This is a genomic window from Rhodococcus quanlei (assembly GCF_055231015.1).
This window is the reverse complement of record NZ_JBUYWD010000005.1, coordinates 184,734-203,284: the sequence shown is the minus strand read 5'-3', so window position 1 is coordinate 203,284 and position 18,551 is coordinate 184,734. Positions and strand designations below refer to the sequence as shown.

Below are 18,551 nucleotides of genomic sequence, written 5' to 3'. Positions count from 1 at the left end.
CGACGCACCGAGTTGCGCCGCCTGCCATCGACACGGGCCCCTATGGACCGTGTGCGCATCGTCCAACTCGCGAACTTCTACGGCCCCCGATCCGGCGGATTGCGAACCGCCCTGCACAACTGGGGCGCCGGATACGTCGCACGCGGGCACGAGGTGATACTCGTCGTTCCCGGGAACCAGGACGCCGAGGAGCAGATGCCCAGTGGGGTCCTGCGCATCACCCGCCGCGCGCCGACCCTCCCCGCCACCGGTGGTTACCGCGTGATCGATCCCCGGCGGGTTGCGGACGTCGTGGCGGGGCTGCGGCCGGACGTGCTCGAGGTATCCGACCGGCTCACGCTCCGCGGCTTCGGCAGGTGGGCTGCCCGACGTGGCATCCGGAGCGTGGTCGTGTCGCACGAGCGATTGGACCGGCTCATCGGCCAGGTCACCCCACGCCCGGTGGCGCGGACCTGGGCGGATATCGCGAATCGGCGGATGGCGCAGCAGTACGACGCCGTGATCTGCACCACCGAGTTCGCCGGCGACGAGTTCACCCGTATCGGCGCACCGAACCTGTTCCGTGTCCCGCTGGGCGTGGACCTGACCATGTTCCATCCGGTCAAGCACGACCATTCCCTGCGCAGTGAATACGCGGACCCGTCGCAACACCTGCTGTTGCACTGTGGTCGCCTGTCGGTCGAGAAGCAGGTGGACCGCAGCATCGACACGCTGCGTCGCCTGATTCGCCAGGGCCACGACACCCGTCTCGTCATCGCCGGTGACGGGCCACGACGCCAGAGCCTGCAACACCGGGCGCAAGGGCTACCGGTCCACTTCACCGGGTTCATCGACGACAAGGACACACTGGCATCACTCTTCGCTTCCGCCGACGTCTCGCTCGCTCCCGGACCGCACGAAACCTTCTGTCTTTCTGCGCTGGAGTCGCTGGCCGCCGGAACCCCCGTGATCGCTTCGCGGTCGTCGGCGTTGACGGAAATCATCACCTCGGACTGCGGTGCGGTGGCACACAACCATGGGGCCGCGTTCGCGGACGCCGTCAGCAGCGTCCTCGAACTGCCCGCCCGACGCCAGTCGTCCAGGTCGAGAGCCGAGCAATTCGGTTGGGACGCATCCGTCGACGGGATGTTGGACGTGTTCGGCGCAGTTCAATAGAAATGAGAGCGCGAGACCCCGAGGTTACGTCTTGGGATCTTCAGTCGGTACGCCAGCGATCCAAGAACCCAGCACGTTGCGCCACGTCCACGGCTTCGAGCCGCACTCCGGAGGCAGGGGCGTCGACGTATCCGAAGCGGCGACCGTGGTCGCGGCCATCGAAGAACAGGTCGGTGCCGCGGTCGGACCAGTCCGCCAGAGTCCGATCCAAGCAGTTCGACCACCATCCGAGATGATGAAATCCCGGCGTCTCGGAGTACCAGGGTGAGCCTTCGACGCTACTGACCAACTCGATGTACGGCTGCTGGGCGGAGAACACCAGCTCGTAGGGCCATGGACCCAACCTGGACCGGGTGGGTTCACCCCACGTCACCCCGACCAGCTCCGATAGTTCCATCATCGCTTCTGACAGGTCGGGAACCGTGAAGCACACATGATAAAAGCTGGACTCCCGTAGGTCGTTCACCTCGGATTCGGTCACAGTTTCGTCTCCTCGCTCACCAGTTCAGCGGCGCTGGCAGGAAGCGAACGCTGTCGCGTTGCCGCGAGCAACACAACAACGGCGACGAACACGATGCATGAGACCCAGGCCAGGACGTCAGGGTTGCCGGTACGCGCGAGCATCAATCCGCCGATCGCTGATCCGAGCGCCATGCCAGCGTTGAAGATGGTGACGAGCATGGACTGCGCCCGGTCCACCAATGGTCCGGCCACACGGGCGCATGCCGTTTGAAATGCTGTTGGGGCGGCGCCGAGCCCGAGGCCCCACACGATCGCCGCAGCGACGAGTGCCGGTGATGACCCGCTCACTGCAACAACAAGCATGCCGGCAGCGAACAGTCCCATCGCGGCGAATGTCACTCCAGCGAGGGCGCGATCGATACGAATCCCGGTCAGGAACAGTCCCACCACTGCCGAAACGCCCAAGATCAGAAGGAAAGCGCTCACTGGAAGCCCCCCACCCTTTCCGGTGAGAAGAGGGGCGACGTAAGTGTACAGATTCATGTGGCCGAGCTGGAAGGCTCCGGCGCACAACAGTACTGGTACTAGGCCTGGAATCTCGAGAGTCCGCGTGAGTGATGTTGTGGCTGCCGCCTGGGCGGATTGGTCGGGAAGGAGGGCCGCAGCAGACGCTGCCAGTAACACGCCGACAACAGCCATCCCCGCGAATACCGATCGCCACGAGGTCAAGTCGCCCAACGCCGCACCGAGTGGCACGCCGACTGCCAGGGCGAGTGGAATCCCGGCCATGGAGATCGACAGTGCACGCCCTTGCCGTGCTGGAGCGACCAGTCGCATTGCGAATCCTGCTAACAGAGCCCACTGTAGGGCCGCGCCAGCCCCACCGACGACGCGGGCGGTAATCGCTACCCACAGTTCCGGCGAGATCGCGGTAACGAGATTGGCGGCCGCAACGCAGACAATGGTTACGATAATCAGCGTTTTGCGGGACGATTTGGCGGTCACGACCACCAATGGGATCGCCGCAAGAGTCGAGGCCGCAGCGTATGCGGTAAGCAACTGCCCGGTCAGGGATGGGCTGGTGACGAGATCGTCGCCGATGGTCGAGAGCAAACCTGCCGGCACGGTTTCAGTGAGCATGGTCATGACTCCGGCGACCGCGAGGACAATCAGTTTTCCCAAGGGAAATGATTGTTGAGATTCCGTGTCGCTGGGGGGTGAGGAAGTGGTCGCGGTCATGCGCGGTGGAACCTTCCGTGAGTGCCCTGGGCACTGGGGCGAGGGACAATTCGGTCGTCAGCCACTGAGTGCACTTACTGTCAACTCTGCGACCTTTGCAGCCGATGCGGGATTCTGGCCTGTGATCAGCCGACCGTCGGCGACGGCGTACTCGGCGAAATTCTCTGCCTTGGTGTGCCTGGCGCCCCGTTCCTCGAGAGCGTCTTCGAGCAGGAATGGCACGGTCTCACTCAGACCTACCGCTGCCTCTTCTTCGTTCGTGAAGGACGAGACTCCCTTACCGTCGACGAGGTACTGACCGTCGGACAGTTTGATGTTCACCAGACCCGCGGGTCCGTGGCATACGCCCGCGACGATTCCGCCGTTCTCATAGATCGCCGCCGCGAGCGCTGCCAATGGTGCGCAGTCCCGAAAGTCCCACATCGTTCCGTGACCGCCGGCGTAGTAGATGACGTCGTACTCGCTGGCGTCGAGGTCGCTCGGGGTGGGCGTGCTCTTCAGCGAACGTTGTACATCGTCACGGCTCAGGAACCTATGGGTGATGGTATCGCCGTCCTCGATTCCGTCGAGCGGTACATCTCCCCCGCTCACGGAAACGAAGGCGATGTCGAATCCCTCACGCTCGAACACCTCTGCTGGATAGGCGAATTCGGGTGCGTAAGCGCCGGTGCGACGTCCAGTATCGCCGAGCTGGTCGTGATTGGTGAGCGCGAACAGAACTTTCTTGGTCATGTGAGCCCCTCTGTTACTTGTTGACAGATCCAGTGGTTTGAGAGTTGTCGTCGATGAAGGGAGCAGGGCCGCTCGGTTCATCCGGTAGGCGAGAAGGCGCTCGACGAAAAGCAGATACGAATCCCCCCATTGACCCCATCTTCGGCGAATACCCAACCCTGGGACCCGCTTACGCGAATAACGCTACGTGACATATCGTTTATGTCAACACGAGACGAGGGAGCGGCGCATGAACAGCAGAAAAACAGCTACTTCGGCTGGGCGGCGAGGACGGCCACGGAGCGAGAAGGCTCGCTCCGCGATCTTGAAAGCGTCCTACGACGAACTACGTGAGGTCGGTTTTCGGCACCTGACCCTCGACTCTGTGGCACTTCGGGCGGGCGTTGGAAAGACCACCATCTACCGGTGGTGGCCCAACAAGGCAGCGCTGTTGTTTGACGCCGTGAACTCCATCGACGGGTCTTATCCAGACTTCGGACATGCCGGGGAGACCAAGCAGGACGTTCTCGACGAAGCGCGAGGCGTGGTCGACTACTTTCGCAGCGAAGCCGGCGCGGCGTACCTGGACCTGGTCTCCGAAAGTCGATTCGACCAACCTCTGGCCACATCTCTTGCAGAGCAGTTCGTCCAGGCGCGCCGTGAAGCAACGCGCGAGGTGCTCAACCGCGGAACTGCCACAGGCCAGGTAAGGTCCGACGTCGATTTGGACACGCTGATGGACATAGTGTGGGGTGCGATCTACTACCGATTCCTGGTACTACACGACCGTCCCGATACCGACTATGCGGACAAGCTCGTCGACCTCATCTGGCCACTGATGAACCAGTCAAGCCCGTCCGAGCGCATCCCCGACGATGCCGATTGATCCGGTCAGCCCGATTCGATCAACTAGTGTCCCACGCCGTTAATTCGTTTAAGTAGTCGTCCGAGGGATTCTAGGATCTCCTCGGCCGTCTTGGTCCAGATGAACGGCTTGGGATCCTCGTTCCACGCCGCGACCCAACCGCGGATGTCTCGCTCGAGGGATTGAACGCTGGTGTGGTGGCCGCGGTGGAGTAGTTCGCGGGTGACTTCCGCGAACCAACGTTCGACCTGATTCATCCAACTCGAGCTGGTCGGGGTGAAATGCATGTGGAAACGTGGATGCGCCGCAAGCCATTTGCGGACCGCAGGGGTCTTGTTCGTGCCGTAGTTGTCGCAGGGCATCGCAGACCGCGTTCGTGGCGGGCCATGTGCTTCGGATTCGGGCGGCGTTCCCCGGTAGACAGCACCGCGAAGTCCTTGATGCCGAGGTCCACGCCGACCGACTCGCCGGTCTCCGGCAGCGACGCCGGGTCGGGCTGGTCGACAGCGAACGTCACGAACCGTCGTCCGTCCGGCTCGCAGGAGACGATCACCATCGTCGGATCGAGGGTGGTGAGGTCGATGTCCGGCCAGGACCACACAATCCGAAGTGGTGCGGTGGTCTTCGCCAGCCAGAGTCCGTCCGCCTTGATGCGGAACGCCGAGCGGGTGAAGTGCGCCGACTGCCGTCCGTGCCGGTTCTTGAACCGGGGGTACTTCGCGGTGCCGGTGAAGAACTCCTGGAATGCGGTGTGCTGGTGCCGCAGCGTCTATTGCAGCTGCACGCTCGACACCTCGGACAGGAACGTCAGTTCGTCGGTTTTCATCCACGCGGCCAGCGCCGCGTCGGTTTCCTTGTACGAGGTGGATTTCTGTTCGGTGGTGAACCGGCGTTGCCGGTCGGCGAGGGTCCTGTTCCACACCGGGCGCACGCAGCCGAACGTGCGGCGCAGCAGCGTCGCCTGTTCGGTGTCCGGGTGCGCCCGGACCTTGTATGCGGTTCTCACCCCAGCATCACAACAGAAGGGTCCGACATGTTCGACGCCATTCCTCCCCGCCGTGAACGACTGGGCATCCTGGCGAGGTTCCGGTGACCGCGTCGGCACCCGGCATCCCCTCGCGGCGATGATCGCGGACGCGCCGTGGAACCACGGCAGGGCCACCGGGTTGCTGCGCCGGACCGCGGTCGATGTCGCACAACATCGGATCGATCCGACACGGTTCGAGGTCACCGCCGATGTGACGGGCCGGTCGGTGATGGTCGTCGACGACGTGTGGACCCGCGGTGCCAACGCGATGTCGGCGGCGCCGTCGATCGACGCTCGCGTACCGCATCACCCGAACGCGACCATGCGCGCCGCCAGCCGGCCCGAACACCAACTGCAAGGCGTCGTCGATGCGTACCGGTACGCGTATCCCGAGGCGTCTCGCAATGTCGGAGCACGAGGCGTGATGCACTGACGAGACCAGGGCCGCAACCGTGCTCGACGATGGGGTTCCCGTAGCAATGGGCGGCAGAATCGGCGGATTACCAGGCCAGTGCCTCCACAACCCCTCGGTGACAGGAACCATGGATAGCGCATCGACCTGCTCCGTCATCTGCTACCGGAATCCAGTTCGGCGAGTTCCTCATACGTCGGTCTGGACACAAACTTGTTATCGACACGCCGCCAAAAGGACCTGACCATTTACTCACCCGTCAGCAGACGGAGTCGGTGTCGCGCACGTATGAGAGCGGTCCGTCCTGAACCTGTCGCGCCGACGAAGCGATGACCGCGATCATCCGGTGCCATCCAGAGGAGATCGAGGCGCACGAGGTCATCGATCTCCATCTCCATCCGCGTGATGGCAGCGCGTGTCGAGGAGCTGGCGGCCTTGCGGGCGAGTGCGTACCGCGTGATCCGGCCTGCGGAATGCGCGTGTGCTAGCACGCGCATTCGGGAGGGGGACCTCATCAGCATCAGCGTCCGTGAGGCGGTCATCACGAATCTCCCTGTCGCGGTCGCACGATGGTCCGGAGCACGATGATCGCGTCGGCGCGGCGGGGGGGGGGGGGGGGGGGGCCCCCCCCCCCCCCCCCTCCGGGGGGGGGCCCCCGTGGGGCCGGCCGCGGGGGGGGGGGGGGGGGGGGGGGGGGGGGGGGGGGGCCCCCCCCCCCCCCCCCCCCCGCGGCGGCATGGCCGATGGAGCAGAGAAGGACGGGGAGGGCGGCGAGGAGCACTGTGATCGTCATGACGTCGAGCCTGGCCATCTGCAGTCCCTGCGACAAGCGCTGAGGTCCGTCCCCCGGTCGTTAGGCCGTTCGGTAACGACCAGGTCAGGACGTGCAAATATCACGCTAGTGAATCCTGTCACAATGAACACCCAGGTTCTCTGCCGCCACCAACGACTGATCTCCTCTCCCCCGGTTTGGCCGGCGACCGTAGCGCCCCACCCCGACACGGTATGACCCGCACCACTCCAGCCGCTCCCGACACTGTTCGATCCAGTCGGCAGCTAACGCCTCTACGACGCCGGCGAACACGCCGTTGCCCAGATCGGCAGACTCCTCGGCGTGCACCGCACCACCCTGTACGGGCACCTGAAGAAGACCGACACCACGCCACCCGAAACCTGATACAGCCCAGGGTGACCACGACGTAGCGGCCCCGACGCCGGACTACGAGACCGTGGTTTCGGCGATCCGGCAGGCGTGGGAGCGGGAGCGGGAAGGCTCACGCGTACTGACCGAAGAGCTGTACTCGCAGGTGACCGACGAGGTGTACCAGCTGGTGACCCGCGCACAGGAACTGGTCGAGCAGGAGAGCCGACGGCTGGTCGAGCAGGCGCGCCAATCGCGGGATCCGGCCCGCTGGACGACGCCGTGGGTGGATCCGTCGCCGCTGGCGGAGTAGATCGTCGACGCGGGTGGGCTGTTGTCGTTGTTCAGCTGACTGGATCCTGCTGTGGTGGTGCCATACCGTGTGCGCTTGCGCCGCCACATCGATCCCCTCGGATCCCCCGGCTGCGCCTGCTCCGGTGCCCACCCCCGTGGGGCCGGAGCATTCTTGTTTCGGACCTCCGGTGCGCATCGCCTCGGTCGCGGCGACTGCCGGGGGAAGCGGTGTTGTGCCGGAGATGAGGCGTTGTGGCCCCTCGGAGTCGTCGTGTCCCGAGCGCCGCGCATGTCACACGGTCCCGGAGGGGTTACTCGGCTCTTCCGACTTGTTGGGGGTCTGGTGTGACCGATCGGGATCGTGTCGGTGATTGATTGAGGCTCGCGCCCTTGTGAACTGGGTGTTCTCTACGCATCCAGCAGCAGCAAAGGTGCGAGCATGCCCCACGATAGTTCACGCCTGCTCGGTCTCGACGGCATCACCGTCGAGTCCGTCCAGGTCCTTGACGATGGAACCCGCACCGTCCACATTGCGACCGCCCCGGAGTGGGTGGGCGTATGCCCGAAGTGTGCGGTCGTCTCGACGCGGTCGAAGGGGTGGGTGGTCACCCGGCCACGCGATATCAAGATCGGTCCCGGCCGCCCGCTGATGGCCTGGCACAAACGGAAGTGGCTGTGCATAAACAGTTCCTGCGATCGGAAGAGTTTCACCGAATCGGTACCGCAGATCCCACCCAGGGCGCGGGTGACAGCTCGAGCGAAGACGGAGATGGCGCTCGCCGTGCTCGACGACGACTGCTCGGTGAAGGCGGTCGCTGCTGCGTATGGCTGCACCTGGAACACCTGTCACCGTGCCGTGGTCGTCACCGCCGATCCGGTGCTGGCCGCCGAACCGAGCCCGTGCTTGTGTTGGGTATCGACGAAACCCGGCGGGGGAAGGCGAAATGGGAAACCTGCCCGGAGACCGGCACACGATCGTGGGTGGATCGGTGGGACACCGGCCTGGTCGACATTCCCCCAAGCACTCCGTGCAGGGAGGTGCCCCCACCGGCAATCAGGGTCTGTTGGCACAGGTCAACGGCCGCACCTCGGGGGTGGTCACCGACTGGTTCGGCGAGCGCGACGACCGGTGGAAGGCCGGCATCACTCATGTCGCGATCGACATGTCCGCGGTCTACGCGAAGGCGGTGCGCGACGCGCTACCGCACGCGCAGCTGGTCGTCGACCGGTTTCACCTGGTCAAGAAAGCCAACGAGATGGCCGACACCGTCCGCCGACGGGCCACCCAGGCACAACGGGGCCGCCGTGGCCGCAAGAGCGACGTCGAATGAATCAACCGCCGCCGACTGCTGCGGGCCGCCGAGCGGCTGACCGATGAGCAACGGGCGAAGTTGTTTCAGAAGTTGACCGCCGCGCGCTAACTCGGAAGAGCCGCAAAAGCCCTGCGTCACAACGCAAGAGACCCCCAACACCCCATCAAACTACTGCCAAAATGCGACTTTGCCGAGGCCCTGAGGCCGCACGCGGGACCCACGAAAGATCGAGGTTAAACCGGCAGCCAAGTCGGCCACCAGGGTGGAATATTCCCCGGTGAGCATATTGGCATCCGGGCAGCCTGGCCGGGATCATGTAGCCAGAACATCATGAACCACAGAAGTCCGAGTGAGCCGAGCAAGCACAAGGCGAAAGTCGCGGCGATGCGGGCGATCTCAGGCACCCTGCCTCGATAGCGTCTACTGGTCGTCAGAAGAGTGCCCCACCACAGCGCGACCACGAGAGCATTCGGCACCCAAAGCAGCAGTAATGTGATGCCCTCGCCGGGTCCAGCTACACCGCAATCGTGCCATGACCGACTGACGGTGCTGTGGATCGTCCAGGCGGTAAGCACGCCCGCCACCAGGCTGATCGCGACGTAGAGCGCAATGGCGCGAGCCGTCGACCGTACCGGCCGGTCACTCGAACTGAGGCTATTCACGATCGGTCACCGCCTGACGACGCTTCCTCATCGGGATCATTGAGTAACCCTTATCTGGGTAACTTCCCCACCAGAGCTGAGGCAAAGTCGTTTGATGACACTGTGACCTGAGGGTTTGTTGCGCGACACGCCAAGGTGACGCTTGTCGGGTGCGGGCACGGTCGAACTGAAGATCATGAAGGTTCCTACACCGCCCAGTCACAGGTGCCCGTCCGTGCCCGCCCCGTCATCTTCACCCATCTTGCCCCTTGCCCTCCACCTCGACACGCTCGGCCCTCTCCCTTCCGGTGCCGATGCCACGCTGCTTCAGGTGCCTGCGTCGGTGCCCGACCCACGTGATCGCCGGGGTGTGCGGCACGGGTTCGCCGGACTGCTCGTCATCGGGATCTGTGCCGTCGCCGCCGGTACGCGCTCGTTCACGACGATCGCTGAGTGGGCATCCGATACTGCGCGAGGCCCGCACGACGCCGCATGTCCCACATGGCCACGTCCGTCGGTAGCCGACGCACTCGCTTGGGCACCTTCGGGTACACGAACCGGACCACCGCCATGAACGCGTCGAATCCGCGTTGTCGCCGAGCATCCCACGGCAATCCGAACGGCTCCCGCAGTTGCTGCGGCAGCAAGGCCGTCGTCACCACACGGTAGGCGGGTAACAACATCCGAAGGTAGAACGGCGCGACCTTCGGCCGGAACAGATCACGCGCAATCCGCCGAGCCGCGGAGTCCACCACGAAGCACTCGATCTGCTCATCCCAGTACCGGCGGAAGGCTGCCCTGTCGGCCGGCCACCGGTCTTCGGGTACTTGCAACGCCGTGCCCAGCACCGCATATTCGCGGTACACCCGGTCAGCATCTTCCTCGGACAGCACTCCGAAGACCATCTCGTACAGGTGAACCGCGCTGTCGTACAGAGTTGCGGCCACCCAGAGTTGCAGCTCGGGATCGAATGCGTTGTACGGAACGGATGCACCATCCCCGGAATGCACCGGTCCGTGCGCCCGGTTCACCGCGCGGACCGCGCGGTCGCGTTCCTCGTCGGTCCCCTGCGCCACCATGAGGATGTAGGTCATCGTGGCCTGGAGTCGGTCCAGTGCCCGATACGCGAAGTCGCTGTGTTCGGCCACCCCGTGCCCCACACCCGGGTTCGCCACCTGCAACAGGATTGCCCGCCCACCTGCACCGAGCAGCACCGGCTCTGCCGAGAGGTCCCTGATACCCAGATCCGTCATTTCGCGTCCGCACTTGCGAGTAGCCAACGATCGTCCGAGCGCTCGAGCGTGATGACCATGCGGCTCGCGTCCGTGCGACCCTCGGGGACCATCACGTTGTGCACTTCTTGATCGAGGAACACAGCGACCACCGCCTTCTCGTCATCGAGTGAGACCAGGCCCGCATACGGAACCGAGCCGATCGCGGTGCCCTTTCCCTCCGCCAGAATGCTCTGCAGATCGGACGCGACACCCCGATACTTCTCGCCGAATTCCGAGGTGGACTGCGCCACAACCGTGTCCAGGTTCGCGTTGGGCTGCTCGTAGTCGTAGGTAGCGAGATCGATCGTGTACTGGGTCGCCGCGTCCAATGCGCTCATGCGCAGATCTTCCAACTGCTGGTGCCGGTAGTACTCGTACCCGAAGAACCCCGCGACACCGGCGAGCACCAACGACGCCACGGCCAGCATCACTACTGCGCGACGCAGTGACTTTCTGCCGTCCGGGGGCTTCCCGGCGTTCGCGTCACTCGAGAGTGCCATTGCGGATTCCTTCCAGGAGTCGCTTCCAGTAATTCAGTGCCTCCACTCCCGTAGGGATGAGGACAGGATCCTCGACCATGGGCGGGCCTGTGACCTTGCCCGGCGTGGTTGCGCCGCTGAGTCCCAGATCATTGGGACGCGGCGCATTTTGCGAACCACGTTGCTCCAGTTCCTCACCCGGCGGGCAGTACAACGACAAGTTCGGTTCGCGTGGGCTCTCGTCGCCCACACCGCGCCGCGGCGTGTCGTAATAGCAGACCGGGCCCTGGGTGCCGACGAGAGTGAAGTCGGCGCGATCACCGTGCACCACCGAGCCCAGGGACGTCAGTGCCGCCGGAATCGATTCGAGTCCGGCAGCGAGCGCAGGCCGACGGTCGTCGAGAGTTCCCGACACGGTCACGAGGTTGGTGAGTAGACCGCCGAAGTTGTCGCGGTTGGTGTCGAACAGGTGCTGCACCCTCGCAAGAGCCTCAGGTGATCGATCCATCAGGTAGACGAGCGACGGCTCGTTCGCAGCGAGTTGCTCGGACACGTTGCGGAATGCATGCGCCGACCGCGGAATCGCATCACTGTGGTCGGCCAGCGTTTCGAGCAACGGCAGCCCGTTCTCCACGATCCGTGCGACGGCGGGTGTACGAGTGGACAGCATATCGACGAGCCGTCCGGCGTCATCGATGAGTTGTTGTATCTGCGGCCCCGCACCGTCCAGCGCCGTCCCGAATGTCTCGGAGAGGGTACTGACCGATTCGGGATCGATCGTGGAGATCAGGTCGGACATTCGAACCAGCAGATCAGCCAATTCCGTGGGCTGGTCCTCCTCCCGGACGACGAGCGATCCGCCGTCCACGAGAAACGGACCTTCGCCCGTGGTGGGGACGATATCCAACGACTGGATCCCCAGGGCGCTCGCCATCGTCACTTTCGCGGGGCTGCCCACCGGTATGCGAGTACCAGGATTCAATGCGATGCTCAGGTCTGCACCGTCGCCGTCCGGCGCCACCGACACCGCCTCGATCCGGCCCACCTGAACGCCTCGATACGTCACCGCACTTCCGGCGGTCAGTCCGTGCCCGTCGGACATGTGCGCACGGACATGGATCGCTCCGCCCAGAGTCTGTGGACCGACGACATACCAGGCTCCGAACGACACCGCGGCGACAGCGATCACGAGGAACATCACCATTTGCACCCAGACGGCACGTTTCATCGCACACCTCCGCGCAGCAGGGATTCGAGATCGGGTACAACAGTTTCCGGTCTGCCTCCCGTGAGGAGTTTCGCGATGGAGCCGGGCACGTCCAGAGCTCCGTCGAACACCAGATAGTCGCCGTGCACGGCACCTGTGAAACCACGCAGGAACGCGTTCATGTTGGTGAGTGCGGGCGTCACTTCCGTGTTGAACCCTTCCAGCGCACCCAGCACCTGCACGGTGTTCTCGAGGCTGTTCGCGATCCGCCCGCTCGTCGAATCGAGGATCGATTCCGCGTTGTCGACGAGTGTGGTGGTGCTCCCGACCAGCGCGGTGATCCGGTCACGCTGCTCGACGAGCAGTTGCACCGTGGGACTCATCGCGTCGAGCCCCTCCTCGAGGACCGCACTCTGCTGCGCCAACGCCTCCGACACGTTGTTCGCCGCGACGAGCGCCCTGTTCAGGTCGTCCTCATGTGCTGCGACCGTCGACAGCGTCCGTTCGAGACTGTCGGTGAGATACCGGACTTGCTCGCCTCGCCCGCCGAACGCACGATTCGTCTCCTCGACAACGGTGCCCAACTGGTCGAGTCCACTCCCGTTCAACACCACGCCCAAGGCCGCCAACGTGGATTCGATCTGTGGTCCTACCTCGGCACGTTCCGGCGATATGACCGCGCCGTCGGTCAACGAGACTGTCGAAGGCTCCGAAGGCGGGAGAAACCTGATGAACGGTTTACCGAGTGCAGAGGGCAGTTCCACGCGGGCGCGGACGTTCGCAGGCACGTCCACAGCGCTCGACAGGCTCAAACCGACACTGGCGCTGCGCCCGTCGGTCTCGAGGTCGTGGATGCGTCCGATCACTTGTTGTCCCAGGCGCACCTCCGCTCCCAACTCCAGATTGTCTGCCGAGGGCAGTTCGACGGTCACCCGATAGTCGTCACCGTCGGCCGTCCGTCCGACCGGCAGATCTTGCAGCCCGATCCCGCAGCCGGCCGTGAGGAACAGGCCGCAGCACACCGCGACACATATCAACGTTCGATTCACCGTCATCCACCTCCCAACATGAGAGTCGCCAGCCCCAGCGGGTCCGAAGCGCTGATCGGGACCGAGATGGGATTGGTCATGCCCGCTCCGGCGCACAGGGGAATGACGTAGCGCTCGCACAACGGTCTCGACACGTCGAGCTGGGTGAGAGTTGTCGACACGTTCAACCGGATTCGCGCCCTCTCGTCCGGCGTGATGAGCCGATCGATGTTCTGCATGAGGAGCGGCACCAGATCCAGCAACTCGGCGAAGTCTGCGTTGTGAACGGCGAACTGATCGGTGACGGCACGGGTGTCGGCGAGCACCGCTCCGATATCCCCTCCTCGTTCCCGCACGAGTGTGTCGATCTGATCGAACAACACGGTCAATTCACTGATGGTGGCGCCGATCTCGAATTCCGGGGAGTTCATGGCATCGCCTATCTGCGCCATCGATGTTGCGACCGCGTCGACTGTCTCCTGCCGCTCCGCGAACGCCGCCACCACTCGGTCCAGGTTGTCGACGAGCGCACCGATGTCGTCGCCGCTGCCCGCAATCACCGAGGTGGCCTGCGAGAGGTTCCGGATCGCCGTCCGCATCTGCGGGCCGAGGCCTTCCACCGATCGTGCGGTGGCCGAGACGGTGGCACCGATGTTCCCTCCCTCCGGGCCCAATGCGCCGGCAAGGGTATCGATGCTGGACATGAGTTCGTCCCAGTTGATGGGCGAATGATTGCGTTCGACGGGGATCACGGCATCTGCCCGCAACTGCGGCCCCCCGGTGTACGCCGGACTCAATTCGATCGACCGGTCGCTGATGACGGACGGATTCATCACGAACGACTGCACGTCGGCGGGCAGCGTCAGATCATCGGGAACCGTCATCACCACCCGCACGACCGTGCCGGCAGGCTCCACCGATTCGACAGTTCCGACCGGAACTCCGAGAACCGACACCTTGCTGCCCTCGAATATGCCGTTCACATAGGCGAAATCGGCGATGACCCGCTTGTTTCCATTGCCTCCGAACACGTACAGGCAGCCTGCGATCACCATGGCCAGCACGCACAGGCCGCTCAGAATACGTACGACCGTACGGCGGAGGCCGAGCTGATTCATCGCCATCACCTGCAGTCCTGCATAACCTGAAGCACACACAGCAGGTTGTCCGCAACCGGGCCAGCGGGCGCCGACACGTCCATCCAGGTGCCGTTCCCGGACGCGTCCGTCGCGGCACGAAGAGCAGGCGGCAACCTGGTCATCAACGCGTCGATGTTGTCGGCGTTCTCCCGCAAGGTACCCATCACGGACCGCACATTGGTCAGTAACCGGTCGAGCGAATCGTCGTTCTCCACCAAAAACTGTGAAGCCTGGGCCACGAGAACCTTGAGGTCTTCTGCCAACCGCAGCAGTGCGTCCCGCCGGTTCGCGATCGTCCCCAACACGATGTTGGCATTGTCGAGCAGCGCCACCAACGAATCCGTCTGACCGGCAACCATGTCCGACAAGCTTCGCGAGGTGTTCAGCAACTGCGTGATTCTGTCGTCGTTTCGCGAGATCGTTCCTGCGACCGCGCTGACGCCTGCGAGTGCGTCCTTCGTGGCGCTCGAATCGGGCAGCACGTTGTTCAGGGTTCTCATCATCTCCTCGAGTCCAGGCACATCCAGTTCGGTCGCGGTGCGCTGCGTGTCTGTCGCGATCTCGTCGAGGCTGTAGGGAACGGTGGTGCGGGATAGCGGAATGGTGCGGTCGTCGCCGTCCGAACCATGGCCGACCGGCCCGTCACCACCGGGCCGGATGTCGAGATAGAGCTTGCCGAGGACCGTGCGGAATTTGATCGACGCCGTGGTCTCGTCACCGAGCGGTTGATCCTTGTCGAGGCGGAACGTCACCGTGACGTGATCGCCGTCGAGATCCACGCTCTCCACCCGTCCCGCCGGTACGCCCGCGACGTACACCGGATCTGCGGTGGAAAGACCTGCAGCGTTCGCGAACTCGGCCGCATACTCCCCTGTTCTGAAGATGTACCAGCCGCGAGGCAACGCCACTGCCGCCACCAGCACGGCCGCGACCAGGACGATGCCGAAGGCGCCGAGGAATAGGGGGTTCATCTGGCTTCTGCGAGGGTCGACGACCATGTCGCGCAGCGTTCGAAGGATCCTCATCGGCACACCTGCGAGTGCGCAGTGCCGAAGATGTTGGCCTCGGCCTCACCGGCTTTGAACGTGAAGTTGCACATGTAGAGGTTGAGCCAACCGCCGTAGTCGCCGATGCGGTTGATGGCGCCTGCGAATCGAGGTAGTTCCGTCATCGAGGCGTTGAACGTCGCGGTGTTCGGAATCCACGATTCGGTTGTGGCATTCAATTGGTCGATACTGCGATTCATCGGGTCCAGCGATTTCTGCATCATCGCTACTGCGGCACTCACCGCCGAACTGCCGTCGTCGAGTAGTGCGATCAGTTGGCCGTTGCGCTCCGCCGCCGTGGCACTCAGATCGGTGAGTCCGGCGATCAACCGCTCCACCTGGGCACCGCGTTCGTTCACGCTACCGAGCACGGCATCGAGGTTTGCCACCAACTGCGTGAACACGGCCTCGTGGTCCGCGAGGTTGGCCGCCACCTCCGCAACCCGCACGAGCAACGATTCGATGGTGTTGCCCTGCCCTTCGAACGCGCCGACCACGGTCCGAGCGAGCTCGTTCACGTCCGCCGGATCGATGGCCTCGAACAATGGTTCGAACCCGTTCATCAGTGCAGTCAGATCGACAGGCGGTGTGGTTCGCGAGGTGGGGATGGTCGCGCCCGGACGCAGCGCGCCACCACCAGACGATTCCGGTGCGGACAGCGCCAGGTATCGCACACCGAGCATGTCGCCGTAGCGAATTGCGGCCTCCACCTTCGCATCGAGGATACGGTCCGCTTCGATCTCGAACTCGACGAGAGCCTCTGCACGTCCGCCCCCGGCACCGGCGGGGGTGAACTGCACTGACTCGACCCGCCCCACGCGCACCCCGGCCAGTGTCACATCGTTGCCGGGTGCCAATCCTTCGACATCGGTGAATCTGGCCGAGTAGCTGTCGGTGGACCCGGACACCGGAACGGAAAGGGTGTTCGCCACCACCGTCGTGGCGAGCAGCCCAGCGGCCACGAGCAGCGACAAACGCAGCAACTGTCCGCGCAGGCTACTGCTTCTCGCGGTGGTTCGCGCACCCCTATTCCCCACGGATACTCACCTCCGTGCCCCGTAGCAGCGGTGCGAGCAGTATGGTGGTGGCCGGATTCGGGCCGGAGTGTGCCGCAGGATCGGCACCGGCCCCGACCCCGACCTCTGTCTCTGTCTCTGCCTCTGCCTCTGCCCCCACCGCTGCCCGCTCCACACTCGACAGGGCTTCACGTTCGGCTTGGCTTGCACCCACCACCGCGTTTCCGCAGTTCGCCCCAGCCATACCGGGGTAGCGCGGACAATCCGCCGCCGTGTACGGCATGGGGTCCGCAAAGCTCGGAACCGCGGTGATGCTGAACTTGCCAGTGGAGAAGATGCGCGCACCCTTCGCCCCGAAGGTGTCGAGTTCTTCGAGAGAGCGCGACAGTCCGGCCCTGCCCTGCGCGACGGTGTCGAGGATGCGATCCCCGTTTCGGGTGACGGTGATGATGCGTTCCGCATTGTCCTGCAGGAAGACCCGTCCCGAATCGGTGAGCCCGATCGACGCGTCGAGAATCGATCGGAAACTGTCTTCGCGCTCGAGTACTGCCCGCGTGACACTCGTCGCTGCGCCGATGCCGGCGAGCATGTCCGGCGTGGCCGCCGAGATGTCCTCGGCGATGTCGGCGACCTGGCCGGCGCTCGCGAGCGACGATTCGACCAGCGGACTCAGCGCTTGGGTCACCGCAACGGACCGGTCGATCATCCGTCCGACATCGTCCCCGCGCCCCTCCAATGCGGTACTCAACGCGGTCAGGGCTTGTTGAGCCTTCTGCGGTTCGAGCCGATCGAGCAGCCTGCTCACCTCGGAGTACAGCGAATACAACTGCACTGCTTCGTCCGAAGTGTCCACGGAAAGTTCGTCGCCCGGCTGTAACCGGGAAGTCGGCACCGGAGCACCTTCCGGCACGACCAGATCCAGGTAGACGTCGCCGAACAGCGTGCGTGGAACCACCCGGACGACAACGGAAGACGGGATTCGCGTGATCTGCTCGGCGGCCAGTCTCAGGGTGGCGCGCGAGAGCTCGGTCCCGCTGTCGATGTCGACAACTTCTCCCACGCTGACACCTCGATACCGGACCGGCGGCGTACCCGTAACGAGCCCCGCCGCTGCCGGAAGCTCCGCGAACACCTCCGGGTCGTCGTCGAATGCGCCGGCGCCATGGGCGACGAGCAACCCGCCCACCACCACAGCGACCACCGTCGCCGCCAGCCCACGCAGGGTCGATATGCGCCGCGACGGGCCGCCTCGGGTGGCGAATCGTATGCGCCTCATGTCGCCACCCCTGGCACCGACGGCACCAGACCCCACAGTGCGAACGTGAGAATCACGTCGATGACACCGATCGCGAGGATGCTGGTGCGCAACGCCCGGCCGGCAGCGCGCCCCACCCCCTCGGGCCCTCCCGCCGCATGAAAACCGTAGGAACAGTGGACGAGCGCAATGACGACGGCGAAGACGACTGCCTTCGTCAACGAGTACAGCAAGTCGCTGGGGCCGAGGGCGAGGTGAAAGTAGTAGTCGTAGGTTCCGCCGGAGCTTCCGCTGAAGTTCACGATCACGACGCGAGTAGCGATGAACGCAGCCAGGAGCCCGACCATGTAGAGCGGGACGATGCACACCACGGAGGCGACGAGACGCGTGGCGGCAAGGAAGGGGATGGAGCGAACAGCCATCGCGTCGAGCGCATCGATCTCGTCGGAAATTCGCATGGCCCCCAACTGCGCGGTGAACCCGGTTCCCACCTTGGCAGCCAGTGCGATGCTCGCTACGACAGGCGCGAGCTCACGGGTGTTCGCGAGGGCGGACAGCATTCCCGACAGCGACGTCATGCCGATCAGATCGAGACCGCGATAGGTCTCGACGCCCACCATCATCGCGGCAACCGCGGACATCGCGAACACGATACCGAGGGTCCCGCCGCCCGCGAGCAGGGATGCATACCCGAAACTGACCTCGCCGATCTGTTTCAGAATCTGCCGCCAGTAGCGCTTCACGGCGAACGGTACGGACGCGACCGTGGACACCGCGAACGTGACATGGATTCCTACCTCTTCCATGCTGCGGCCGACCGCAACGAATGGGCGGCCGAGAATCCGCA

At 64.4% G+C, this 18,551-nt stretch carries 19 protein-coding genes and 2 pseudogenes; 6 read left to right on the top strand and 15 right to left on the bottom strand.

The genetic code is table 11. The annotated features are described in order from the left end of the window. The first annotated feature begins 51 nt into the window (after window positions 1–51). A complete protein-coding gene (locus tag ACZI8Q_RS04110) occupies window positions 52–1,155 on the top strand; it encodes a glycosyltransferase (protein WP_463372243.1) in 1,104 nt (367 codons plus the stop codon). A gap of 40 nt (window positions 1,156–1,195) precedes the next feature. Here ACZI8Q_RS04110 and ACZI8Q_RS04105 read toward each other — a convergent pair whose 3' ends face one another. Genes ACZI8Q_RS04105 through ACZI8Q_RS04095 form a run of 3 tightly spaced genes read right to left on the bottom strand, consistent with a single transcriptional unit; the run spans window position 1,196 to window position 3,588 of the window. Further along, complete coding sequence (locus tag ACZI8Q_RS04105) at window positions 1,196–1,636, bottom strand: VOC family protein (RefSeq protein WP_463372216.1); 441 nt, start codon at window positions 1,634–1,636, stop codon at window positions 1,196–1,198. Beyond that, window positions 1,633–2,856 carry an MFS transporter gene (locus tag ACZI8Q_RS04100; protein ID WP_463372215.1) on the bottom strand — a complete coding sequence of 408 codons (1,224 nt, stop codon included), beginning with the start codon at window positions 2,854–2,856 and terminating at the stop codon, window positions 1,633–1,635. The genes ACZI8Q_RS04105 and ACZI8Q_RS04100 overlap by 4 nt, the downstream gene beginning before the upstream one ends. A gap of 57 nt (window positions 2,857–2,913) precedes the next feature. Next, window positions 2,914–3,588 (bottom strand): type 1 glutamine amidotransferase domain-containing protein, encoded by a 675-nt coding sequence (locus ACZI8Q_RS04095; RefSeq protein WP_463372214.1) that lies wholly within the window; start codon window positions 3,586–3,588, stop codon window positions 2,914–2,916. 229 nt (window positions 3,589–3,817) lie between these two features. Between ACZI8Q_RS04095 and ACZI8Q_RS04090 the strand changes: the two genes are divergently transcribed. After that, the gene (locus ACZI8Q_RS04090) at window positions 3,818–4,453 is read left to right on the top strand and encodes a TetR/AcrR family transcriptional regulator (protein WP_463372213.1); all 636 of its coding nucleotides are present in this window, start codon (window positions 3,818–3,820) and stop codon (window positions 4,451–4,453) included. 23 nt (window positions 4,454–4,476) lie between these two features. Here the strand turns inward: ACZI8Q_RS04090 and ACZI8Q_RS04085 are convergent, their stop codons facing one another. Continuing rightward, window positions 4,477–4,794 (bottom strand): transposase, encoded by a 318-nt coding sequence (locus ACZI8Q_RS04085; protein WP_463372212.1) that lies wholly within the window; start codon window positions 4,792–4,794, stop codon window positions 4,477–4,479. A gap of 407 nt (window positions 4,795–5,201) precedes the next feature. Continuing rightward, window positions 5,202–5,438 (bottom strand): helix-turn-helix domain-containing protein, encoded by a 237-nt coding sequence (locus tag ACZI8Q_RS04080; protein WP_463372211.1) that lies wholly within the window; start codon window positions 5,436–5,438, stop codon window positions 5,202–5,204. A 52-nt stretch (window positions 5,439–5,490) separates the two neighbouring features. Here ACZI8Q_RS04080 and ACZI8Q_RS04075 point away from each other — a divergent pair, with 52 nt between their 5' ends. Further along, window positions 5,491–5,892 carry a hypothetical protein gene (locus ACZI8Q_RS04075; protein ID WP_463372210.1) on the top strand — a complete coding sequence of 134 codons (402 nt, stop codon included), beginning with the start codon at window positions 5,491–5,493 and terminating at the stop codon, window positions 5,890–5,892. Window positions 5,893–6,119: 227 nt separating this feature from the next. On the opposite strand, the gene ACZI8Q_RS04070 is transcribed toward ACZI8Q_RS04075, so the two are convergent. Beyond that, window positions 6,120–6,368, bottom strand: a complete 249-nt coding sequence (locus ACZI8Q_RS04070) for a hypothetical protein (RefSeq protein WP_463372209.1) — start codon at window positions 6,366–6,368, stop codon at window positions 6,120–6,122. Window positions 6,369–7,100: 732 nt separating this feature from the next. Here ACZI8Q_RS04070 and ACZI8Q_RS04065 point away from each other — a divergent pair. The 3 genes and pseudogenes from ACZI8Q_RS04065 to ACZI8Q_RS04055 all read left to right on the top strand — a co-directional run. After that, window positions 7,101–7,325: a hypothetical protein gene (locus tag ACZI8Q_RS04065; protein ID WP_463372208.1), complete on the top strand. Its 225-nt coding sequence runs from the start codon at window positions 7,101–7,103 to the stop codon at window positions 7,323–7,325. 373 nt (window positions 7,326–7,698) lie between these two features. Next, window positions 7,699–8,721 (top strand): annotated as a pseudogene (locus tag ACZI8Q_RS04060) (ISL3 family transposase); the annotation flags it as partial. Between the two features lie 735 nt (window positions 8,722–9,456). After that, window positions 9,457–9,669, top strand: a pseudogene (locus ACZI8Q_RS04055) (hypothetical protein); the annotation flags it as partial. A 28-nt stretch (window positions 9,670–9,697) separates the two neighbouring features. On the opposite strand, the gene ACZI8Q_RS04050 reads toward ACZI8Q_RS04055, so the two are convergent. From ACZI8Q_RS04050 to ACZI8Q_RS04010, 9 genes are read right to left on the bottom strand one after another with little or no spacing between them, the layout of a single operon-like run. Next, the gene (locus ACZI8Q_RS04050; protein WP_463372207.1) at window positions 9,698–10,513 is read right to left on the bottom strand and encodes an oxygenase MpaB family protein; all 816 of its coding nucleotides are present in this window, start codon (window positions 10,511–10,513) and stop codon (window positions 9,698–9,700) included. Continuing rightward, the gene (locus ACZI8Q_RS04045; RefSeq protein WP_463372206.1) at window positions 10,510–11,034 is read right to left on the bottom strand and encodes a hypothetical protein; all 525 of its coding nucleotides are present in this window, start codon (window positions 11,032–11,034) and stop codon (window positions 10,510–10,512) included. The genes ACZI8Q_RS04050 and ACZI8Q_RS04045 overlap by 4 nt, the downstream gene beginning before the upstream one ends. Beyond that, window positions 11,018–12,241 (bottom strand): MCE family protein, encoded by a 1,224-nt coding sequence (locus ACZI8Q_RS04040; protein ID WP_463372205.1) that lies wholly within the window; start codon window positions 12,239–12,241, stop codon window positions 11,018–11,020. The genes ACZI8Q_RS04045 and ACZI8Q_RS04040 overlap by 17 nt, the downstream gene beginning before the upstream one ends. Further along, window positions 12,238–13,269 carry an MCE family protein gene (locus ACZI8Q_RS04035; protein WP_463372204.1) on the bottom strand — a complete coding sequence of 344 codons (1,032 nt, stop codon included), beginning with the start codon at window positions 13,267–13,269 and terminating at the stop codon, window positions 12,238–12,240. Before ACZI8Q_RS04035 ends, ACZI8Q_RS04040 begins: the two co-directional genes overlap by 4 nt. A gap of 2 nt (window positions 13,270–13,271) precedes the next feature. Next, window positions 13,272–14,366 carry an MCE family protein gene (locus ACZI8Q_RS04030; RefSeq protein ID WP_463372203.1) on the bottom strand — a complete coding sequence of 365 codons (1,095 nt, stop codon included), beginning with the start codon at window positions 14,364–14,366 and terminating at the stop codon, window positions 13,272–13,274. Between the two features lie 5 nt (window positions 14,367–14,371). Continuing rightward, window positions 14,372–15,412: an MCE family protein gene (locus ACZI8Q_RS04025; RefSeq protein ID WP_463372202.1), complete on the bottom strand. Its 1,041-nt coding sequence runs from the start codon at window positions 15,410–15,412 to the stop codon at window positions 14,372–14,374. Further along, window positions 15,409–16,470 carry an MCE family protein gene (locus tag ACZI8Q_RS04020; RefSeq protein WP_463372201.1) on the bottom strand — a complete coding sequence of 354 codons (1,062 nt, stop codon included), beginning with the start codon at window positions 16,468–16,470 and terminating at the stop codon, window positions 15,409–15,411. Before ACZI8Q_RS04020 ends, ACZI8Q_RS04025 begins: the two co-directional genes overlap by 4 nt. Further along, a complete protein-coding gene (locus tag ACZI8Q_RS04015; protein WP_463372200.1) occupies window positions 16,460–17,725 on the bottom strand; it encodes an MCE family protein in 1,266 nt (421 codons plus the stop codon). Before ACZI8Q_RS04015 ends, ACZI8Q_RS04020 begins: the two co-directional genes overlap by 11 nt. Further along, window positions 17,722–18,510 carry an MlaE family ABC transporter permease gene (locus ACZI8Q_RS04010; protein WP_463372242.1) on the bottom strand — a complete coding sequence of 263 codons (789 nt, stop codon included), beginning with the start codon at window positions 18,508–18,510 and terminating at the stop codon, window positions 17,722–17,724. Before ACZI8Q_RS04010 ends, ACZI8Q_RS04015 begins: the two co-directional genes overlap by 4 nt. Window positions 18,511–18,551: the final 41 nt, after the last annotated feature.